At 60.1% G+C, this 17,549-nt stretch carries 16 protein-coding genes; 12 read left to right on the plus strand and 4 right to left on the minus strand.

All coding sequences use genetic code 11. The features are described 5' to 3' along the window. Nucleotides 1–27 precede the first annotated feature (27 nt). Nucleotides 28–783 (minus strand): LytR/AlgR family response regulator transcription factor, encoded by a 756-nt coding sequence (locus C7H10_RS07860; protein ID WP_061332519.1) that lies wholly within the window; start codon nucleotides 781–783, stop codon nucleotides 28–30. Nucleotides 784–813: 30 nt separating this feature from the next. Further along, the gene (locus tag C7H10_RS07865; protein WP_413774331.1) at nucleotides 814–1,902 is read right to left on the minus strand and encodes a sensor histidine kinase; all 1,089 of its coding nucleotides are present in this window, start codon (nucleotides 1,900–1,902) and stop codon (nucleotides 814–816) included. 59 nt (nucleotides 1,903–1,961) lie between these two features. On the opposite strand from C7H10_RS07865, the gene argH reads away from it, so the two are divergent. The 5 genes from argH (at nucleotide 1,962) to C7H10_RS07885 (ending at nucleotide 6,199) form a co-directional block, all read left to right on the plus strand. Further along, nucleotides 1,962–3,377, plus strand: coding sequence for an argininosuccinate lyase (gene argH / locus C7H10_RS07870; protein ID WP_106694422.1), 1,416 nt, complete (start codon nucleotides 1,962–1,964; stop codon nucleotides 3,375–3,377). A gap of 150 nt (nucleotides 3,378–3,527) precedes the next feature. After that, complete coding sequence (locus C7H10_RS07875) at nucleotides 3,528–3,839, plus strand: hypothetical protein (RefSeq protein ID WP_106694423.1); 312 nt, start codon at nucleotides 3,528–3,530, stop codon at nucleotides 3,837–3,839. A gap of 37 nt (nucleotides 3,840–3,876) precedes the next feature. Beyond that, nucleotides 3,877–4,470, plus strand: coding sequence for a hypothetical protein (locus tag C7H10_RS19320; protein WP_244178219.1), 594 nt, complete (start codon nucleotides 3,877–3,879; stop codon nucleotides 4,468–4,470). Between the two features lie 8 nt (nucleotides 4,471–4,478). Then, entirely contained in the window at nucleotides 4,479–5,597 is a 1,119-nt protein-coding gene (locus C7H10_RS07880) for a T6SS phospholipase effector Tle1-like catalytic domain-containing protein (protein WP_244178220.1), read from the plus strand. Beyond that, nucleotides 5,594–6,199 (plus strand): DUF2931 family protein, encoded by a 606-nt coding sequence (locus C7H10_RS07885; protein WP_341865212.1) that lies wholly within the window; start codon nucleotides 5,594–5,596, stop codon nucleotides 6,197–6,199. The genes C7H10_RS07880 and C7H10_RS07885 overlap by 4 nt, the downstream gene beginning before the upstream one ends. An 18-nt stretch (nucleotides 6,200–6,217) precedes the next feature. On the opposite strand, the gene C7H10_RS07890 is transcribed toward C7H10_RS07885, so the two are convergent. After that, nucleotides 6,218–8,659, minus strand: a complete 2,442-nt coding sequence (locus C7H10_RS07890) for an EAL domain-containing protein (protein ID WP_106694424.1) — start codon at nucleotides 8,657–8,659, stop codon at nucleotides 6,218–6,220. Between the two features lie 139 nt (nucleotides 8,660–8,798). On the opposite strand from C7H10_RS07890, the gene C7H10_RS07895 reads away from it, so the two are divergent. From C7H10_RS07895 to C7H10_RS07925, 7 genes are all read left to right on the plus strand, one after another. Further along, nucleotides 8,799–11,648 (plus strand): class I adenylate cyclase, encoded by a 2,850-nt coding sequence (locus tag C7H10_RS07895; protein WP_106694425.1) that lies wholly within the window; start codon nucleotides 8,799–8,801, stop codon nucleotides 11,646–11,648. Between the two features lie 72 nt (nucleotides 11,649–11,720). Continuing rightward, nucleotides 11,721–11,891: an LPS translocon maturation chaperone LptM gene (gene lptM, locus C7H10_RS07900; RefSeq protein WP_106694426.1), complete on the plus strand. Its 171-nt coding sequence runs from the start codon at nucleotides 11,721–11,723 to the stop codon at nucleotides 11,889–11,891. A gap of 44 nt (nucleotides 11,892–11,935) precedes the next feature. Further along, nucleotides 11,936–13,186, plus strand: coding sequence for a diaminopimelate decarboxylase (gene lysA / locus C7H10_RS07905; protein WP_106694427.1), 1,251 nt, complete (start codon nucleotides 11,936–11,938; stop codon nucleotides 13,184–13,186). A gap of 14 nt (nucleotides 13,187–13,200) precedes the next feature. Then, entirely contained in the window at nucleotides 13,201–14,115 is a 915-nt protein-coding gene (gene dapF, locus C7H10_RS07910; protein ID WP_106694528.1) for a diaminopimelate epimerase, read from the plus strand. Nucleotides 14,116–14,132: 17 nt separating this feature from the next. Next, entirely contained in the window at nucleotides 14,133–14,885 is a 753-nt protein-coding gene (locus C7H10_RS07915; RefSeq protein WP_061332525.1) for a DUF484 family protein, read from the plus strand. 35 nt (nucleotides 14,886–14,920) lie between these two features. Next, nucleotides 14,921–15,853: a tyrosine recombinase XerC gene (gene xerC, locus C7H10_RS07920; protein ID WP_106694529.1), complete on the plus strand. Its 933-nt coding sequence runs from the start codon at nucleotides 14,921–14,923 to the stop codon at nucleotides 15,851–15,853. 11 nt (nucleotides 15,854–15,864) lie between these two features. After that, the gene (locus C7H10_RS07925) at nucleotides 15,865–17,259 is read left to right on the plus strand and encodes a GGDEF domain-containing protein (RefSeq protein ID WP_106694428.1); all 1,395 of its coding nucleotides are present in this window, start codon (nucleotides 15,865–15,867) and stop codon (nucleotides 17,257–17,259) included. Nucleotides 17,260–17,268: 9 nt separating this feature from the next. On the opposite strand, the gene C7H10_RS07930 is transcribed toward C7H10_RS07925, so the two are convergent. Beyond that, nucleotides 17,269–17,502 (minus strand): DUF2789 domain-containing protein, encoded by a 234-nt coding sequence (locus C7H10_RS07930; RefSeq protein ID WP_061332527.1) that lies wholly within the window; start codon nucleotides 17,500–17,502, stop codon nucleotides 17,269–17,271. Nucleotides 17,503–17,549 lie beyond the last annotated feature (47 nt).

Raw genomic sequence — 17,549 nt, forward strand, 5'->3', positions numbered from 1 at the left:
TCCCGCCGTAGACGGCCCTGTACCCCCTCAGGGGGAGGGTTGGTGCTCCTGCAACCACTGCCTGACATGGCTGGCATGGCGGCGGCTGACCGGTAGCAGGGTGTCTGAGTCGTTCAGTGCCAGCATACTCTGACCATCGCTGTTGCGCCGCAGGGCCTGGATGAAACGCACGCCGACCAGGGTATGCCGATGAATGCGTAACAGTTTTTCCGGATACGCCTGCTCCAGTTCTTTCAGGGTGTAATCACAGACCGTTTCACCCCGGCTGTGGTGCAGGGTGACGTATTTCTGGTCCGCTTCGCAGTAGCGGATGTCTGTAAGATCAATCAGTTCTGTTCCCCGGTGGGTGCGCACGGCAACCTGTTCGGTGGTCAGGTCGCTGTTGTGGGTCAAGGCCTGGAGCTGAACCCGGTTGACCTTTCCCGCCCGAGCCAAGGCGTCTGCCAGAGCCTCCCGTCGCACCGGTTTGAGCAGGTAGGCGATGGCGCGAACCTCGAACGCCTGGATGGCATAGTGGTCGTAGGCTGTACAGAAAATAACCGCCGGCGGGTTGCTGAGCTGGCTCAGCTGGTGCGCCGCTTCCATGCCGTCCATGCCCGGCATGCGAATGTCCATCAGCAGGATATCCGGTTCCAGCTCGGCCACCTTGCGCAGGGCGTCATTGCCATCGCTCGCTTCACCGCACACCCGGTATTCCGGCAGTTCTTCCACCAGGCGCTGAATGCGCTGCCGGGCCAGGGGTTCGTCGTCTGCGATCAGAATGCGCTGCGGTTGTTGGTTCATGGTGCTCCTGCGGTCGCCTGGTCTGTTTTGTCAGCTTGCTGTCCTTGCGGGCAGCCTGAGGGTAACTGTGTAGATGTTGTGTTGATGGCTGTGTTTGAGAACCGCTGGCTCGCCGAACAAAGCCTGGAGCCTGGCCTGGATGTTAACAAGGGCCACCTGGTTGCCCTGGTGCTGGCGGTTGCTGGACTCCGGTTTCGGGTTCTGGACCATCAAGTATACAAAATGGCCTTTGCCGTACACCTCGATCCGCACTGTGCCGCCTTCGGGTCTGGGCTGAATGCCGTGGTAGATGGCGTTCTCTACCAGCGGTTGCAAGGTCAGCGGAGGAATGGCCTGTTGCTCGAGGCCCGGCTGTATGTCCCAGTCCAGCTTTAACCGGTCTCCCAGGCGCAGGGCTTCAATGGCCAGATAGCGTTGGCACAGCTCCAGTTCACGGCTGAGTGGTACCAGTTGATCATCGGTGCGCAGGCTGGCCCGGAACAGCTCGGACAGATCCAGCACCGCCTCTTCTGCCTGTTCCGGATTGCTGGCAATCAGGCTGGCAATGGTGTTCATGCTGTTAAACAGGAAATGGGGCTGGATCCTGGCCTGCAGCGACGTCAGCCGGGCCTGCATTTCGGCCTCTCGCTGTTGTTGCCACTGGTCCTGCAGGTAAAAGTAGCGTAACACCATCAGCACGATCAGCAGCGCCACCAACAGTTTCTTGGCAATGCCCTGCCACAGCGCAACCCCCGGCTGCGGGTGCAATACGTTGTCGGCAAACAGGCTGAAAGCCAGCACATCCAGCAGCACAATGACCACAATGGCGAGGGTGGCGCGGGCGACGCTCATTTGCGCCAGCCATGGCCGCAGCAGGCAGATCAGTGCGGCACTGGTGAGGGTGGTCCACTGTACGAACAGGGACAGCAAGCCGAAGTAGTTCCAGTCTATCCAGCCGCGCTCGGCCTGCACGATAGACAACACCAGGACAAAAAGCTCACTGGTGACCAGCAGCAGGAACACCGCCCGCACCCGGCAAAGATCGGGAACGTAGAAGTCGGTGGAGTCCTTCTTGTTGATGCCTTTGTCGGTTGCCAGGGGAGTCTCCTTAACCGTGGTCAGAATGCTATACTGCGGCAAATTTTCACTTACCCATTGCCGGCGTGATGATGCCGGGCTGTCAGCAGGAAAGATAGACCATGACGGATCAGAAAAAGTCTGACCAGACCACATCCTCCGAAAAACCCTGGGGTGGCCGCTTCAGCGAGCCCACAGACGCCTTTGTTGAGCGCTTCACTGCGTCGGTCGGTTTTGACCAGCGCCTGTATCACCATGATATTACCGGCTCCATCGCCCATGCCACCATGCTGGCTCAAGTGGGTGTGCTCACTGACGCTGAGCGAGACCAGATTATTGATGGTCTGAAAGGCGTGAAGGAAGACATCGAGGCCGGCCGCTTCGAATGGTCTGTCAGCCTTGAAGACGTGCACATGAACATCGAAGCCCGGCTGACCGACCGCATCGGCATTACCGGTAAAAAGCTGCACACCGGCCGCAGCCGTAACGACCAGGTAGCCACCGACATCCGCCTGTACCTGCGGGACGAAATCGACGTGATTGCCGAGGAACTGGCCCGCCTGCAGGCTGGCCTGTTGGACCTGGCCGAGCGCGAAGCGGACACCATCATGCCCGGCTTCACCCACCTGCAGACCGCCCAGCCGGTCACCTTCGGCCACCACCTGCTGGCCTGGTACGAGATGCTGGTGCGCGATGCCGATCGCCTGCAGGATTGCCGCAAGCGGGTAAACGTGATGCCCCTGGGCGCTGCCGCCCTGGCCGGTACCACCTATCCGATCGACCGTAACCTGACCGCGGAACTGCTGGGCTTTGACCGGCCCACTGAAAACAGCCTGGATTCGGTGTCTGACCGGGACTTCGCCATCGAATTCTGCAGCTTTGCCGCGCTGCTGATGACCCACCTGTCCCGGTTCAGTGAAGAGCTGGTGCTGTGGACTTCGGCCCAGTTTGATTTCATCGACCTGCCGGACCGCTTCTGCACCGGGTCCTCCATCATGCCCCAGAAGAAGAACCCGGATGTGCCGGAGCTGGTGCGCGGCAAGACCGGCCGGGTCAATGGTCACCTGATCAGTCTGCTGACCCTGATGAAGAGCCAGCCGCTGGCCTACAACAAGGACAATCAGGAAGACAAAGAGCCGCTGTTCGACACCGTCGATACCATCAAGGGCTGCCTGAAGGCCTACGCCGACATGATTCCGGCGATCGAAGCCAAGGCCGATAACATGCGGGTAGCAGCCAAGCGGGGCTTCTCTACCGCCACCGATCTGGCCGACTACCTGGTCAAGAAAGGCGTGCCTTTCCGGGATGCCCACGAAATCGTCGGCAAATCCGTGGCTTTTGGTGTGGCCGAAAGCCGTGATCTGTCCGAGATGACCCTGGAAGAACTGCAGCAGTTCTCCGACGTAATTGGTGAGGATGTGTTTGACGTGCTGACCCTGGAAGGCTCCGTGCAGGCCCGTGATCACCTGGGCGGCACCGCACCGAACCAGGTGCGTGCGGCGGTGGCCCGCGCCCGGAAGGGGCTAACGCTGGTGTAGAGTCCATGGAGTGTGTCATGGACTGAACTGAACGGTGTAGAAAAGTTATGACAAAACCGTAAAGTGCGGTTTTGTCATAAACATGAAATATCGGCTAGGATTGCCGATTCATTTTTACCCGTCTTCTACCGTCAACAAGGAATGCTGACGATGAGCTTCATGAAACTGGTCAGGCCCTCGGAGCTGAGAGCCTGTGATCTTCCCCTCGTTGAAACCCCCTTTTTCGCCGCCGATAAGGCCAGGCGCCTGGTTAAAGAGAACAACCATGTTCGTTCAAACATGCACTCGTTATTCAGGCACCACTACCGTGACCGAGGCAACATAGCCGAGACTGTCCACCGGGCAGTGAAAGACGGTGAGCTGATGTTGGTCTGTGAAGGCTGGGATGGCCCCTTCTCCCCCATGGTGACCTGGCAGCCAGACAACAGCTCGCCTGCCGGGGGGGCGGTGGCGGGTAAATGATAGCTGGATATACACATCTTCTGCGATTGAGAGCGCGGTGGCGCAACTGAACGAATGCGGCGTGACCCCCGATCAGTTGCGCCAATCCGACCCCTGGGGGGTGGGGGCGCTGGAAGTGAATATGTTCTCGACGCACTACCGGCAGTGTCAGCGTCAGGAGCAGGCGGCTCAGGGCAGCGAAGATGACCACCGGCTGAGCCTGCCCTTAGGGGCTTCCGCGTTGGTGGCTCCCGTTCTGATGTCCGAAGGCGCCAAGGAGGACTCCTCCCGGGAACCTTCTCCCAAGATTCATCTGGAAGTTGGCCTGTTTACCGACGGCACCATGAACAATGCGGCCAATACCCATGCTTTTGGTGAGCAGCTGGAGCAGGAATGCCTGATTCCCTATGAGGGCAACACCATTAGCCGTGAAGAGTGTGAGCGGCGGATGGGCCTGATGTTGGGTGACAGTTATGCCAATGCCCCCAGCAATGTGGCTAAGTTGTGGGATTTGTACGATGAGGGTCGAATTGAGTCGGGCAACACCATTACCCATCGCTTCAGTATCTATGCCCCTGGGGGGCGGGCACCAAGACCAGTGAGGATGATGCGTTGTACAGCGCAGCGACCGGTATGGGAGAGGCTGGCATAGTCCCACAGGTGACATTAGCTTTCTCACGACTCTCCGAGCGGGCCAAAGTCTCATCACAAGGCAAACCTATTAATCGGTTGACCCTGGATCTGTTCGGCTTCAGTCGGGGGGCTGCTGCGGCCCGCCACGCTGCGCATGAGATTAATCAGGGGGAAAGCGGCCTGCTCGCCGAGATACTGGCTCAGAACCATATTCCTTGGCCGGAGACAGTAGAAATTCGCTTCGTGGGACTATTCGATTCCGTGGCCGCCATCGTTAACCCGGCCGCTGGTGATTTATCGGCTCATAACAACCGCAACTACCCGGTAAAGCTGTACCTGAGTTCGGACAAGGTGCGCCATGCAGTGCACCTGACCGCCGCCCATGAGCACCGCAGGAACTTTGCTCTGAACAGTCTGCGAAGCCGCGACGGCAGCTTGCCGGCCAACTTCCGGGAAATCTCCCTGCCTGGAGTTCATTCCGATATTGGCGGTGGTTACGGCGACAGCCAGCGCGAGGACGTGCTGTTAAGCCCCAGGTTGCCGATACCTCGCGACCGGCTGCGCTGGCCGGACAAAACCCTGCAGTGGGACAACCTGGAGGCCAAACGGCAACAGGTAGAGGCCGCAGGCTGGATTGGCCCCGACAACCTGCCGGTACGGCAATCCGAACAATTGCAGGCCTGGCCGAAAGACCTGGGCCCTGAAGGACCAGCCCGGCTGGAAATTGTTACCCGGCGCCAGGAGCACCCGGCGCCGGATGGCCGGGTGGAACTGGTGTTGCGGATGCTGCGCCAGGTGCGGGGGGAGTATTCGCAGGTGGCCTTGAGGTTGATGCATCGGCTGGCCACCGATAGCGGTGCGCCGCTGCAAGATATCGATACCAGGAGAACCGACAATACCTTGCCAAATGAACTGAACCCCATCCTGCAACAACTCCTGGAACAGGTTGAACAAGGGAGCGACGCCCCTTCATTGACCACGGAACATGAACACCTGTTGCTCCAACGCTATATCCATTACTCCGCACACTACAACGGCATCGAAACCCTGGTGGCGGGAACACCTGCGAAGTTAGAGGGATTGCATCCCCATGCACCGGTGCTCTCCGGGGAGCGCCTGGTTTATCCACAGACAGAGGGCGAATGATGATTCAGAGAATTCTGGCCATGGGCATCGTGGCCATCGCCCTGTTGGGCAGCGGGTGTTCGGCGTGGTCGAAGGCAGACGACACACTTTGGATGATCAGGATAGCGGCGCCACAACACTATGAAGTGTGGGTGACCGACATGTTTCTGGAGAAGTCGGGTGAGCGGAGCTGGCGCCAGCCCATCGGCACGGTGGGGTGTTGCTGGAAGGGGCCCCATGGTCCCCGTGGCAAGGGAGCCGGAGTTGACCCCTTTCCGGAACTGATTCTGGTCAACTGGTTTTCCTACGCGGAGCAGAAGTACTACACCAAGATAATTAAGGTGCCGGAAGACCTGCTGGACCGAATGCGGGAGCCGGCAACCTATGTTACGCAGGTTGATGTGCGCTCAGGCCCCCGGAACCTCCTGACCATTGGCTTGGCGCCCGGCGGTACTGTGGTGGTCTGGATTTCGAACCAGATTGGCAACGAAATCGAGGTGATGCGTATGCAGGCCACGGAAGTGCCGGGTGACCCGGATGATTTTGAGGTAGGAACCAGGAATTATCTCGAAAAACACGGTGATTACCTCAGGGAACATGGCATCCCGATGGAGGGCTGGTAGGCAGCTCCCGGCAACCGCTTACCCGCCTATGCGGCCGGTGCTGAGTTCTACCTCCGCTGGTTTGAGCTCTTCCAGCGGCCGCGGCCGTGACAAACGGTAACCCTGGCCAAAGTGAATGCCCAGGGTTCGGACTTTCCTGAGGGTTTCATCGTTCTCGATAAAGGTGGCGACGGTTTCCTTGCCGGCGGTTTCGGCAATCCGATGCAGGGCATCCACCATGATCTGCTGCACCGGATCACGTTCCAGATCGTTCATGATGCGCCGGTCCAGTTTGATGATATCCACCGGCAGGTTGGCGGCCAGGCTGTAGCTTTCCACGGATGCCCCCGCCCCTTCCAGGGCAACCCGGCACCCCGCCCGGTGCAGGGCGTCACATAATACGGCTACCTCATCGGGATACTGGGTGGCGTGGGATTCACGGATCTCCAGGCAGAAACAATGGGCCTGGAACGGGGTCTGGCGCACCTGTTGTTCCATGAAATCAGCAAAGGTGTCATCCAGAATGGTGGCCAGCGACAGGTTGAAGCCGCAGTACTTCAGCCTTGGCTCCAACAGTCGATGCTGGCTCAGCCACTGGAGAGTCTGTCGGATAACCTGGCGGTCCAGGCGCTTGGCCAGGTCAAACCGTTCTGCTACTGGCAGGAACTGCTCCGGCAGCAGGGGCGAGTCGTCGCCTGTACCCGGAATCCGGCACAGGATTTCAATGTGGTCACCCCAGGTGACGCTGGCCACCGGCTTGAGGGATTGAAACTCCAGAATCAGCTGGCCATTATCCAGGGCCTGATGCAGCTGTTCAAGCTGGCGGTCGGTGCCCCGATTGGCCAACTCGCCGGGCAAGGCCTGGGTGGTGTGGATACGGTTGCGCCCGGAGGTCTTGGCGGTATGGCACAGGTCGGCGGCCTGGGTCAGTAGTTGTTCAGGCTGGAGCGGAGCGTCGGTTCCGAGAATCAGCAGGCCGCCACTGGCGGTGGTCTGTAACTGTCTGCCCTGCCATTCAAACTGGAACTGGGCAATCTGCTCCCGGATTTCCTCGGCAATCTTGCGGGCCCTGGGTTCGGGGCAGTTCTCTATGAACAGGGCAAAGGTGTCACCGGACAGCCGGGCCAGGGCGTCCCGCTGGCGCACCCGCAGCCCGAGCATACCGGCCAATTCACGCAGGTACCGATCGCAGGTGCCACTGCCGGCCTGTTCGTTGAACTGTTCAAAACTGTCCAGGTCGAGCAGCAGCAAGCCGTCCATCGACTGGCGTTTGCGCTTATGCTTCATGGCCCGTTCCAGATGCTCGACAAAGGAGCGCCGGTTCATCAATCCGGTCACCGGGTCATGGCGCATCCGGTAGTCGCCGCTGCCGCTGTGCTGGACACGATTGCTGATGTCTTTGGCAACATGGACGGCACCGACCACCTCGCCTTGCAGGCCCTGAATATTCTGGAAATGAAATTCGTAGACTGGCAGGCCTTCGCCCTGGCGGTTCAGGGGCATCTCGGCCACGAAGTGCTCCCGGTCAAAGGCCCGTTGCCACAGGCGCTCAATCATGCGCCGTTCGTTGGTGAAGTCGGCAAGCAGGGTTTTAAGGTTGTCGCCGGGCCTTGGTTCGGCGCCAAAGGCGTTTCGGAACTGTTCTGCCCAGGGAGCGTTGAAATGCAACAGGTTCAGGCTGGTGTCGACAGCGACCACGAGGTCTGGCGTGGCGTTGGCGGTTGCTTCCAGAATCCTCTGGGCCTGCTGCCGGGCGTGGTCGTGTAGCATGGCTTCACTGTGGTTGACCATCACGCCACCGAGCTTCTGGATCCGGCCGCCGCTTTTCAGGGCGCGGCCCGACAGGATGACTCGTTGCAGACGTTGCCGGCTGGTCAGTACCGACAGCTCCATACTGAACGGGCGGCCCGTGCGCATGCAGCGGCGGAACAGGGCACGCACGCGGTTCTGGCCGACCTGGCAGTAGAACAAGGCCTGTTCGGGTGACAATTCCGTCCCGGGGCGCAACTCCAGCAAACGGTACATGCCCTCAGACCAGCTGATCTCATTGGAGGTCATATCCAGCTCCCAGAGCCCGAAACCGGCGCCTTGTTCTGCCAGTCGTAACAGGCGGCTGTCCATGTCGCCGCTGTCTTTCAGGGAAATGGTGGCGTTGGCGGCCTGGTCTGAATCACGCATTTCCATGCGCAAGCCCAGAATGGCGGTAAAAAAGAAGCCATCCTTGTGGCGGAAGGTCACCAGCACGGTCTGGCCGTTGTCCAGATGGTGTCGGTGGGCCGGGGCAAAGGGATCGTCCTGCCGGGAGGCGAGAATGCGTTGCACCGGTTGTCTGATCAACGCCCCGGCGTCGTAGCCGAACATGGCCTCGGCATGGCGGTCGACGTGGGCGATTCGGCCATCGTCGTCCACCCGCAGCAGGGTTGGCTGAATGACAGGTCCAGACAGATCCGGCCGATAACGTTGAATAATGAATTCTTTCACAGCGCAGGTGCCTCTTCAGGAGGTGCCGGTTCCGGTGTTTACCGGAAACGGGTCATCCTTTTATTTTTTTACCGGTTTTGCCACGATTCATTCATCATACTGACTATCTGACCGAAAATAACCACTTGCCGGAGCCCTCTTGACCGTTCTCGCACCGCCCATCGTTCTCGACTTTGAGGACGGCATCGACCGAAAAACCCTGCGGCGGCTGCGGGACCGGTTTCTATTGGTCAATCGTCAGCGCTGGGAACGGGCGTGTTCGGCCCTGACTTACCGGCAGCAGGTGGTGCTTGAACTGTTACCGCTGGCGTTTCATCTGAATCATCCCGCTTTGCCGGGCTATCTTGATGGCAGCTGCCCCCAGGGCCTGGCCGGCTATACGCCGGGTAACGATGTGCTGAATTCCGCGCGCCGTTTTGCCCGAAGTTTCAGTGTTCGCGATCAAGGGCTTCGCAAGGCCGATCTCGACAGTCTGTTCCTGATGGGCAGTCCCGGCACCCTTGGGCACTCGGTTGCCAGTGATCTGGATGCCTGGCTTTGTCATCGGGATGATCTGTCTGAACAGGGCATCCGCAGCCTGGAGCGCAAGGCCGAAAAGCTGTCGCAATGGGCGGCAACGCTGGGCGTTGAGCTCCACGTGTTTGTCTTCTCGGCCGCTGACTGGCGGGCCGGCCGGCAGCGGGCCGAGGTCACCGGAGAGAACTGTGGCAGTGCCCAGCACTTTCTGTTGCTGGATGAATTCTACCGGACCAGCATCCATCTGGCTGGGCGCTATCCGCTCTGGTGGCTGATCCCGTCGGAGGCCGAGGCGGACTACGGGGAATGCCGCCGGCGTTTGCTGGAGTGCCGGTTCATCAAGGCCAGCGAGTACATTGATTTTGGCGCCGTGCCGTCGATTCCGGATGAGGAGTTCCCCGGCGCCGGTATCTGGCAGCTCTACAAAGGCATTGATGCTCCCTGGAAGGCCATTCTCAAGTTGTTTCTGATTGAGTGTTACGCCACCGATACCGCCCAGCCGTTATTGTCCGCCAGCTTCAAACAGGCGGTGTATCAGGGGCAAACCAGTGCCGATGTTCTGGACCCCTACGTCATGCTGTATCAGCGCCTGGAGCAATGGCTGTTAACCAGTGGTGCTCCGGAGCGCCTCGACCTGGTGCGCCGGAGCCTGTACCTGAAGGCGGGTTTGCCCCTCACCCGGGCCGGAATGGCCGGGGACCAATGGCGAATCGATCTGCTACGACAGCTAGTGCAGCAGTGGGAATGGGGCGAAGACCGCCTCAGCGCCCTGGACGATCGCCAGCGCTGGCGGGCAGAAGAGGTGACAGGCCTCAGGCGGAACATCGTGGCGGAGCTTACCCACAGTTACCGACTGTTGTCGCGCATGGCCCGGGAGCAGCACACCCAGGCGGCTATCAGCGCCAATGACATTAACCTGCTGGGCCGCAAACTCTACGCCGCCTTTCAGCGCAAGGCGGGCAAGATCGAACTGGTTAACCCTGGTCTGGTGCCGTCGCTGGCGGAGGAAAACCTGTCTTTTCACCACCAGTCCGAACAGGGCGGGGAAGGTGATGGGTGGTTGCTGTACCGGGATCTTGAAGATCCCTCCGACGCCTTCTGGCAACCGGTGATCCGCCGCGCAGGCAATCTGGCGGAGCTGTTGGTGTGGTGTTACTGCAACGGCTTGTTGCATCGCTCCACCCGGCTCAATGTCCGGGCGGGCAAGAGTGTTGCCTCGGTGGCCGAACTTAAAGACATTGTGGAGGTGTTGTCGGGCTTTCTGCCTATGCCCATGTCTCCGGCGCCCAGAGAGGCGCTGTCCCGAGGTGTGCGCCCGCTGAAAAACCTGTTGCTGATTAATGTGGCGGTGGACCCGCAAGCCCACCTGACCGAACGTGGGCTACACAAGCTCAGTGCCCGTTCCGATTCACTGGGGTTCAGCGGTGGGCGCGATAACCTGGTGCTGACCATTGATCAGATTACCCTGAACAGCTGGCATGAGATCAGTCTGCAGCACTATGCCGCCGGAGATACCCTGATCCAGTGCCTGAAAAACGTGTTGGCTCAGGTGGCGATCAACCCGGCCGAGCTGCCGGAAATCCGCGTGGCGGCCCCCAGTCGGGGGCATGGCAGCGCCATTGCACGCCGGGTGCGGGAGTTGTTTGGAGATGTATTACGCCAGTTCTTTGCCGGCGGCACCGGGCCGCACCCCTTGCGTTACATCATCGAGATGGATCATCGCTATTTCCTGCTGCAGTTCAGCGGCCGGGAACCGGGGTTTGTCGCCCTGGACAGTCGTGAAGCTCTGCTGGCAGCGCTGTTGCAGCCGCAGGATGAGTATCTGCCAATAGTGCCGGACCGCCATGCCCTGCGGGACGAGCCGGTGCTAAAGGCGGTCTGCGCCGCGTCCGAAGCGGGCAATATTCAGGTGTTCTGGTTGCTTCAGGGTGACCGTGGCCAGCTCTGGGTTGTCGATGAACATGGCAGTTTGTGGACCCGATCGATGCGGGCAGGGCATCGCAACCACTTGCTCGGTCCGTTGATGCGTTTTCTGGAGAACCTGGTGGAACGGCGCCTGTTGCGTCAGGCTGATAACCTGGACCCGGCAGGTGGTATCCGCTGCTATGAAATGGTTCGCCGCGACGGCCGCTGGCTTGCCGAGCTTCGGCCCTATCAGAGCACCATGGCGCCGCCTTCAGGCCTGGAAGTGCAGGCGGTTGGCGTTCAGCAGGGCGACAGTACCCTACGGTTTGATATCTACTGCAACGATCAGGAATTCAGTGTGCAGGAATACGGGGACCGGCTGATTCCCGCCGTCGCCCACTACATCCGTTCGCTGCGCCGGAGTGGCGAATCTTATCCGGTGTATCTCACCGACCTGCACCTGCCCCACGATCTGGACCCGCAGTTGTATCAACGGGATATCCAGACCGGTCAGTCACTGTTTTACCGCACCAGTCTGGAGGACGCCCTCAACCGTTATCTGCCATAAGCCATCGGGTCCCTCGCGATCAGGGGCGGGTGTCGGGTATACTTCGGCCATTATTCACTCAGGGGTATGGGTATGCAGGTTGGACCATCTCGCCGGCCTTGGGCGCTCGTGATGCTATTGCTGTTGTTTCTTGCCGGTTGTGGCCAGAAAGGGCCATTGTACCGCGAAGCGCCACAGGCAGATCCGGTCCAGTCCGGGCAGGCGGACGAGAGCGCTGACACCGATGAGTCGCCGGAACGCTGAGCCACCAACCCTGGCAGTAACCCATCCAGATAGTCAGGATCAACATGGATCATTTCAATTACCGCAATGGCGAACTGTACGCCGAAGATGTTCCGGTGGCGTCAATCGCTGAGCGTTTTGGCACCCCGGCTTACGTATATTCCCGGGCCACCCTCGAGCGTCACTATCGGGCCTATGACAGCGCGCTGAATGGCCGCCCGCACCTGGTGTGCTATGCCGTGAAGGCCAACAGCAACCTGGCGGTGCTCAATGTGCTGGCGCGCCTGGGCGCCGGTTTCGATATTGTCTCTGCCGGTGAGCTGGAGCGGGTGCTGCGCGCCGGTGGCGATGCCGCCAGGGTGGTGTTCTCCGGCGTTGGCAAGCAGGAATGGGAAATGAAGCGGGCGCTGGAAGTGGGCGTGCGCTGTTTCAACGTTGAATCTGACACCGAGCTGGACCGCCTGAACAAAGTGGCCGGAGAGTTGGGCGTGAGGGCACCGGTATCGCTTCGGGTGAACCCGGATGTCGATGCCGGCACCCATCCCTACATTTCCACCGGACTGAAGGAAAACAAGTTTGGTATCGATATCGCCGAGGCCCCTCAGGTTTACGCCCGTGCCGCAGCGTTACCAAACCTGGATGTCCATGGAGTGGACTGTCACATTGGTTCCCAGCTGACGTCAGTCTCTCCGTTTCTGGATGCCCTGGACCGGGTGTTGGTGCTGATCGATACTCTGGCGGACCAGGGCATTCATATCCGCCATCTGGACATGGGGGGCGGCCTGGGCGTGACCTACAATCAGGAACAGCCCCCGCAGCCAGCGGATTACGTCAAGGCACTGGCCGAGCGACTGGGTGATCGGGAGCTGGAACTGATCATGGAACCGGGCCGCTCCATTGCCGCCAACGCCGGTATATTGCTGACCCGCGTGGAGTTTCTGAAGTGCACCGAGCATCGTAACTTCGCCATTATCGATGCCGCCATGAACGACCTGATCCGCCCGGCACTGTACAGCGCCTGGCAGGCCATCATCCCGGTACAGCCCCATCAGGATGGCGAGGAAAAAGCCTGGGATCTGGTCGGGCCGGTGTGCGAAACCGGCGATTTTCTGGGCAAGGATCGTCAACTCCGGCTGAAGGCGGGCGATTTGCTTGCGGTTCGGTCGGCGGGTGCCTACGGTTTCGTTATGGCATCCAATTACAACACCCGTAACCGCCCGCCCGAGTTGATGGTTGACGGCGATCAGGTGCATGTGGTGCGCCGCCGGGAGACCCTGGACGATCAGCTTGGCCCTGAAAGTTGCCTGCCGGAATGAACGGGGAGCAAGAAATGAATCCGCAAAGACGGGGCCAGGGGCCGTTGCTCCGGTTTACCAAGATGCACGGGCTGGGGAACGACTTTATGGTGGTGGATGCCATCAGCCAGCCTTTCCGCCTGCGCCCGGAGTTGATCCGGGAGCTGGCGGACCGGAACTTTGGTATCGGCTTCGACCAGTTGCTGGTGGTGGAGCCGCCGGGCCTGCCTGATGTGGATTTTCGCTATCGTATTTTTAATGCCGATGGTTCGGAAGTGGAGCAGTGCGGCAACGGCGCCCGCTGCTTTGCCCGGTTTGTGCGTGACCAGCGCCTGACCAACAAGCGGGTGATCCGGGTACAGACTGCCAAGGGCGTGATCGAGCTGAAAATCGGCAAGGATGGCCTGGTGATGGTCAATATGGGCGTGCCGGAACTCAATCCGCCCGCCATTCCCTTCGCCGCGGACTGTCAGAAGACCGTGTACACCGTCGATGTTGATGGCCAGAGCGTGGAATTGTCGGCGGTTTCCATGGGCAATCCCCACGGTGTACTGGTGGTGGATGACGTCGACACGGCGCCGGTGGCCACCCTTGGCCCCATGCTGGAGAAGCATCCCCGGTTCCCCGCGCGGGCCAATATCGGATTCCTGCAGATCGTCGACCGGAGCCATGCCCGCTTGCGTGTATTTGAGCGTGGTTCGGGAGAAACCCTGGCCTGTGGCAGTGGCGCCTGTGCTGCGGTGGTGGCCGGCCAGCTGCGAGGCCTGCTGGATACCCGGGTGGAGGTGGAGCTGCGGGGTGGCCCTCTGGTGATCGAATGGCAGGGGAATGGGTCCCCTGTTATGATGGAAGGCCCCGCTAAAACGGTATTTGAAGGGCAGCTTCGTCTGCCGGGCGATCCCCAGCCCCGGCGTCGCAGAAGTTCCCGAACCAATAAAACAAGGTCCTGACGGCTCAGGAGAACACGATGACAGAACAAACGGCCCGCCAGAAGGCCGGCGAACTCACTCGGGAGCAGGTGGCCGATTATCTTCGCGCCAATCCTGATTTTTTTCTTGATCAGGATGAACTGCTGCGCAGCCTGACTCTGCCCCACGACAGTGGCCGGGCCATCTCGCTGGTGGAACGCCAGGTTCATCTGTTCCGTGAGCAGCGGGATACCCTTCGCCGTGAACTGGTGGAGCTGGTATCGATCGCCCGTCATAACGACCGGCTGTTCGAGAAAAGCAAACGGTTGCTGATGCAGGTGATTGAAGCCAGGTCACTCAACGATATAGCCGCCGCCGTCGATGACAGCATCCGCGGCGATTTTGGCCTGGATGCTGCCTCGGTACTGCTGTTCAGCGATTCGGCGCAGCCGGAGAAAGGCGAGGGAGCCCTGCACATCGTCAACTCCGTCCAGGCCCGGGAGCGTCTGGGCTCGTTGCTGGAGGGTGACCGTGCGGTGTGCGGCCAGTTCCGGGAAAGCGAGCGGGAGTTCCTGTTCCCGGACCGGGATGAACCGATTGCCTCGGTGGCCCTGGTACCGCTGCGTCACGAGGGACTGGTTGGCGTATTTGCTGTCGGCAGCTGCGAGCAGGGTTATTTTGATCAGAGCATGGGGTCGCTGTTTCTCAGCTATATCAGCGATACCCTGAGCCGGCTGCTGCCCCCCATGCTTGATCGTTATCGCACAGATGCCCCGGTGTCTGGCCTGGCTGTGGAGAGCGGCCAGGGGTGACCGGGCTGGCGACGGACACCCGACCACCCGAGGCGATGGCCGCCCCGGTGGTTGCGTTTGTCCGGCATCTCGCCACCGAAAAGCGCCATTCCCCCCGTACCTGTGATCACTATCAACGAGACCTTGATCGCCTGGTCGCCTGGCTGATCGAAGTTGACATCCCGGCCTGGTCAGAGCTGACGATTCACGACATCCGCCGCTACGTGGCCCGGCTGAGCAGAGACGGTTTAAGCGGCCGGAGCATTGCCAGGCACCTGTCCGCCATTCGGCGTTTCTATCAGTTCCTGCTTCGGGAAGGGCTTGCCCGGGACAACCCCGCTCTGGACGTCCGGGCCCCCAAGAGCGGTCGCCGGTTACCGAAGGTGGCAGACGTTGACCAGATCAGCCAGCTGCTGGACATCAATCCGGACGACCCTCTGGAAATCCGCGACCTGGCCATGTTCGAGCTGATGTACTCTTCGGGCCTCCGATTGGCAGAACTGGCCAGCCTGAGCCTGCCCGCCCTGGACCTGAAAGGCCGGGAGGTGCGTGTTCTGGGTAAAGGTAACAAGGAGCGCATTCTGCCGGTCGGTGGCAAAGCCGTCGCGGCCCTGAACCAATGGCTGGCGCACCGAACAGCTATGGCTAACGAGGGCGAAACCGCGGTATTCGTCAGCCAGCGGGGTGGTCGCCTGAGCCAGCGCAGTATCCAGGCCCGCCTGGCCCGCTGGGGCATGGTGCAGGGTGCCGACCAGCGCTTGCATCCGCACCTGCTGCGGCACTCCTTTGCCAGCCATATGTTGGAGTCCAGCGGCGACCTGCGTGCGGTGCAGGAACTGCTTGGTCATGCGGACATCGCCACCACACAGGTCTATACTCATCTGGACTTTCAGCATCTTGCCAGGGTGTACGATCAAAGTCATCCCCGGGCGCGTCGACGTTCGACCAACCATATCAACCGCAACGACAATGATCATACCGGTTCTTGAGGGAGTGTTTCATGGCATCTGAGGAGTCCTGGAAGGATAAGTATCTTCGGGAACTGGACGAGGCAGAGCAGCGCGAAAAACAGTGGTTAGCCGAGCGCAATGTGCTTGAGCGCATGCTGGTGCGAACCAGCCTGGCCTCGGAAGGCCAGACTCCGGAACTTGATAACCTGCTCAATCGCCTGAGATCCGATCTGCGCAAACAAAAGTTCGATATCGATGCCTGGAAAACCCTGCAGGATCAGATTGACAAAGCCATTACCCGTCTTGATGAAGCCGAGCCAAAGGGCCCAAAGGCCGACACACAGGCCGTCGCGCCGGAGGAGCCGACGGGAAGTGAGCATGATATCGCCGAAGAGGGGCATCGGCTCAGAATCGCCCGCCGTGTGGGCCAGTTGTTGGGGCTGTTGTTGAATCAGGTCAGCCTGGAACCAGAGGTGGAGTCGCAGGCCAGGACGCTTCAGCAAACCCTGTTATCGAGCAACGACTGGGAGGTCCTTAGGGAAGGCCTGAATCAGGTGGCTGAACTGGTGATTGAGGCGGTTACCCGCAGCCAGCGAGAGTTCGAGACTTTCCTCAAACGGCTGGACGAGCGCCTGGAAACCCTGCGTCAGCACTTTTCGGAACAGTCCGATGCCTACGCTTCCAGACACGATGATACCGCAACGCTGGACCGGGAAATCCGGTCGGAGCTGAGCAAAGTATCCGAGGATATCCAACATAGTCAGGACTTGCAGAGCCTCAAGCAGTCTGTGAGCCAGCGACTGGAGTTCATCGGCGGTGCTCTGGAACGATTCTGCACGCGGGATGCCGAGCGGGAGGAAATGCTGGCGCAGCAACTCAATGCCATGCAGGAGAAGGTCGCCGCCATGGAGGCTCATTCCGAGCAGATGCAGGCGCAGGTTCGCCGGGAGCGGGAGCGCGCGATGACCGACCTGCTTACCCAGCTGCCCAACCGGGAAGCCTGGCAGGAGCGGCTGTCATTCGAATACAACCGCTGGCAGCGTTACCGACACCCGCTCAGTGTGTCGGTGATTGATATTGACCTGTTCAAGAAAATCAACGATTCCTTTGGCCATAAAGCCGGTGACCGGGTACTGCAATTGGTGGCACGGGAGATGAAAAGCCGCCTGCGCAGCACGGATTTCATCGCCCGGTTTGGTGGTGAGGAGTTCGTGTTGCTGTTACCGGAGACCGGGCTGGAGGCTGCCCGGGACGTGGTAGAGCAGTTTCGTGAGCATGTCGGCAAACTGCCGTTCCATTTTGGCGGCAAGCCGGTATCAATCACCTTTTCTGCCGGCGTGTCAGAGTTCCGGGATGGTGATGCCGAAGATACCGTGTTTGATCGTGCCGACCGGGCCCTGTATCAGGCCAAAGATGCCGGCCGCAATCAGGTCATGGTGGACTGACGGCGCCGATCAGTGCCGCAGCAGGGCGTCCAGTTCATCAATAATCTCGGCCCAGTCGCTGTCTTCCTCAAGCCCCTCCTCAAGAAATTGCGACTGGCTTTCGGACCAGAAAGGGGCGTCCTGGATGGCAATTTCCGAAGGCAGTGGAGAATACCGGGCGATAAAACTCTCCATGCTTTTCTGATCTGATGGTAAACCAAGCTGCTGAAAAAGGACGCTTAGAGTGTGTTTGCTGGTGTCCATGAGACAGGCTTCTCCTGTGTGCGGTGAGGCAGTATGAAATCTTCCAC

The sequence above is a fragment of the Marinobacter shengliensis genome (assembly GCF_003007715.1).
GTDB classification, from domain to species: domain Bacteria; phylum Pseudomonadota; class Gammaproteobacteria; order Pseudomonadales; family Oleiphilaceae; genus Marinobacter; species Marinobacter shengliensis.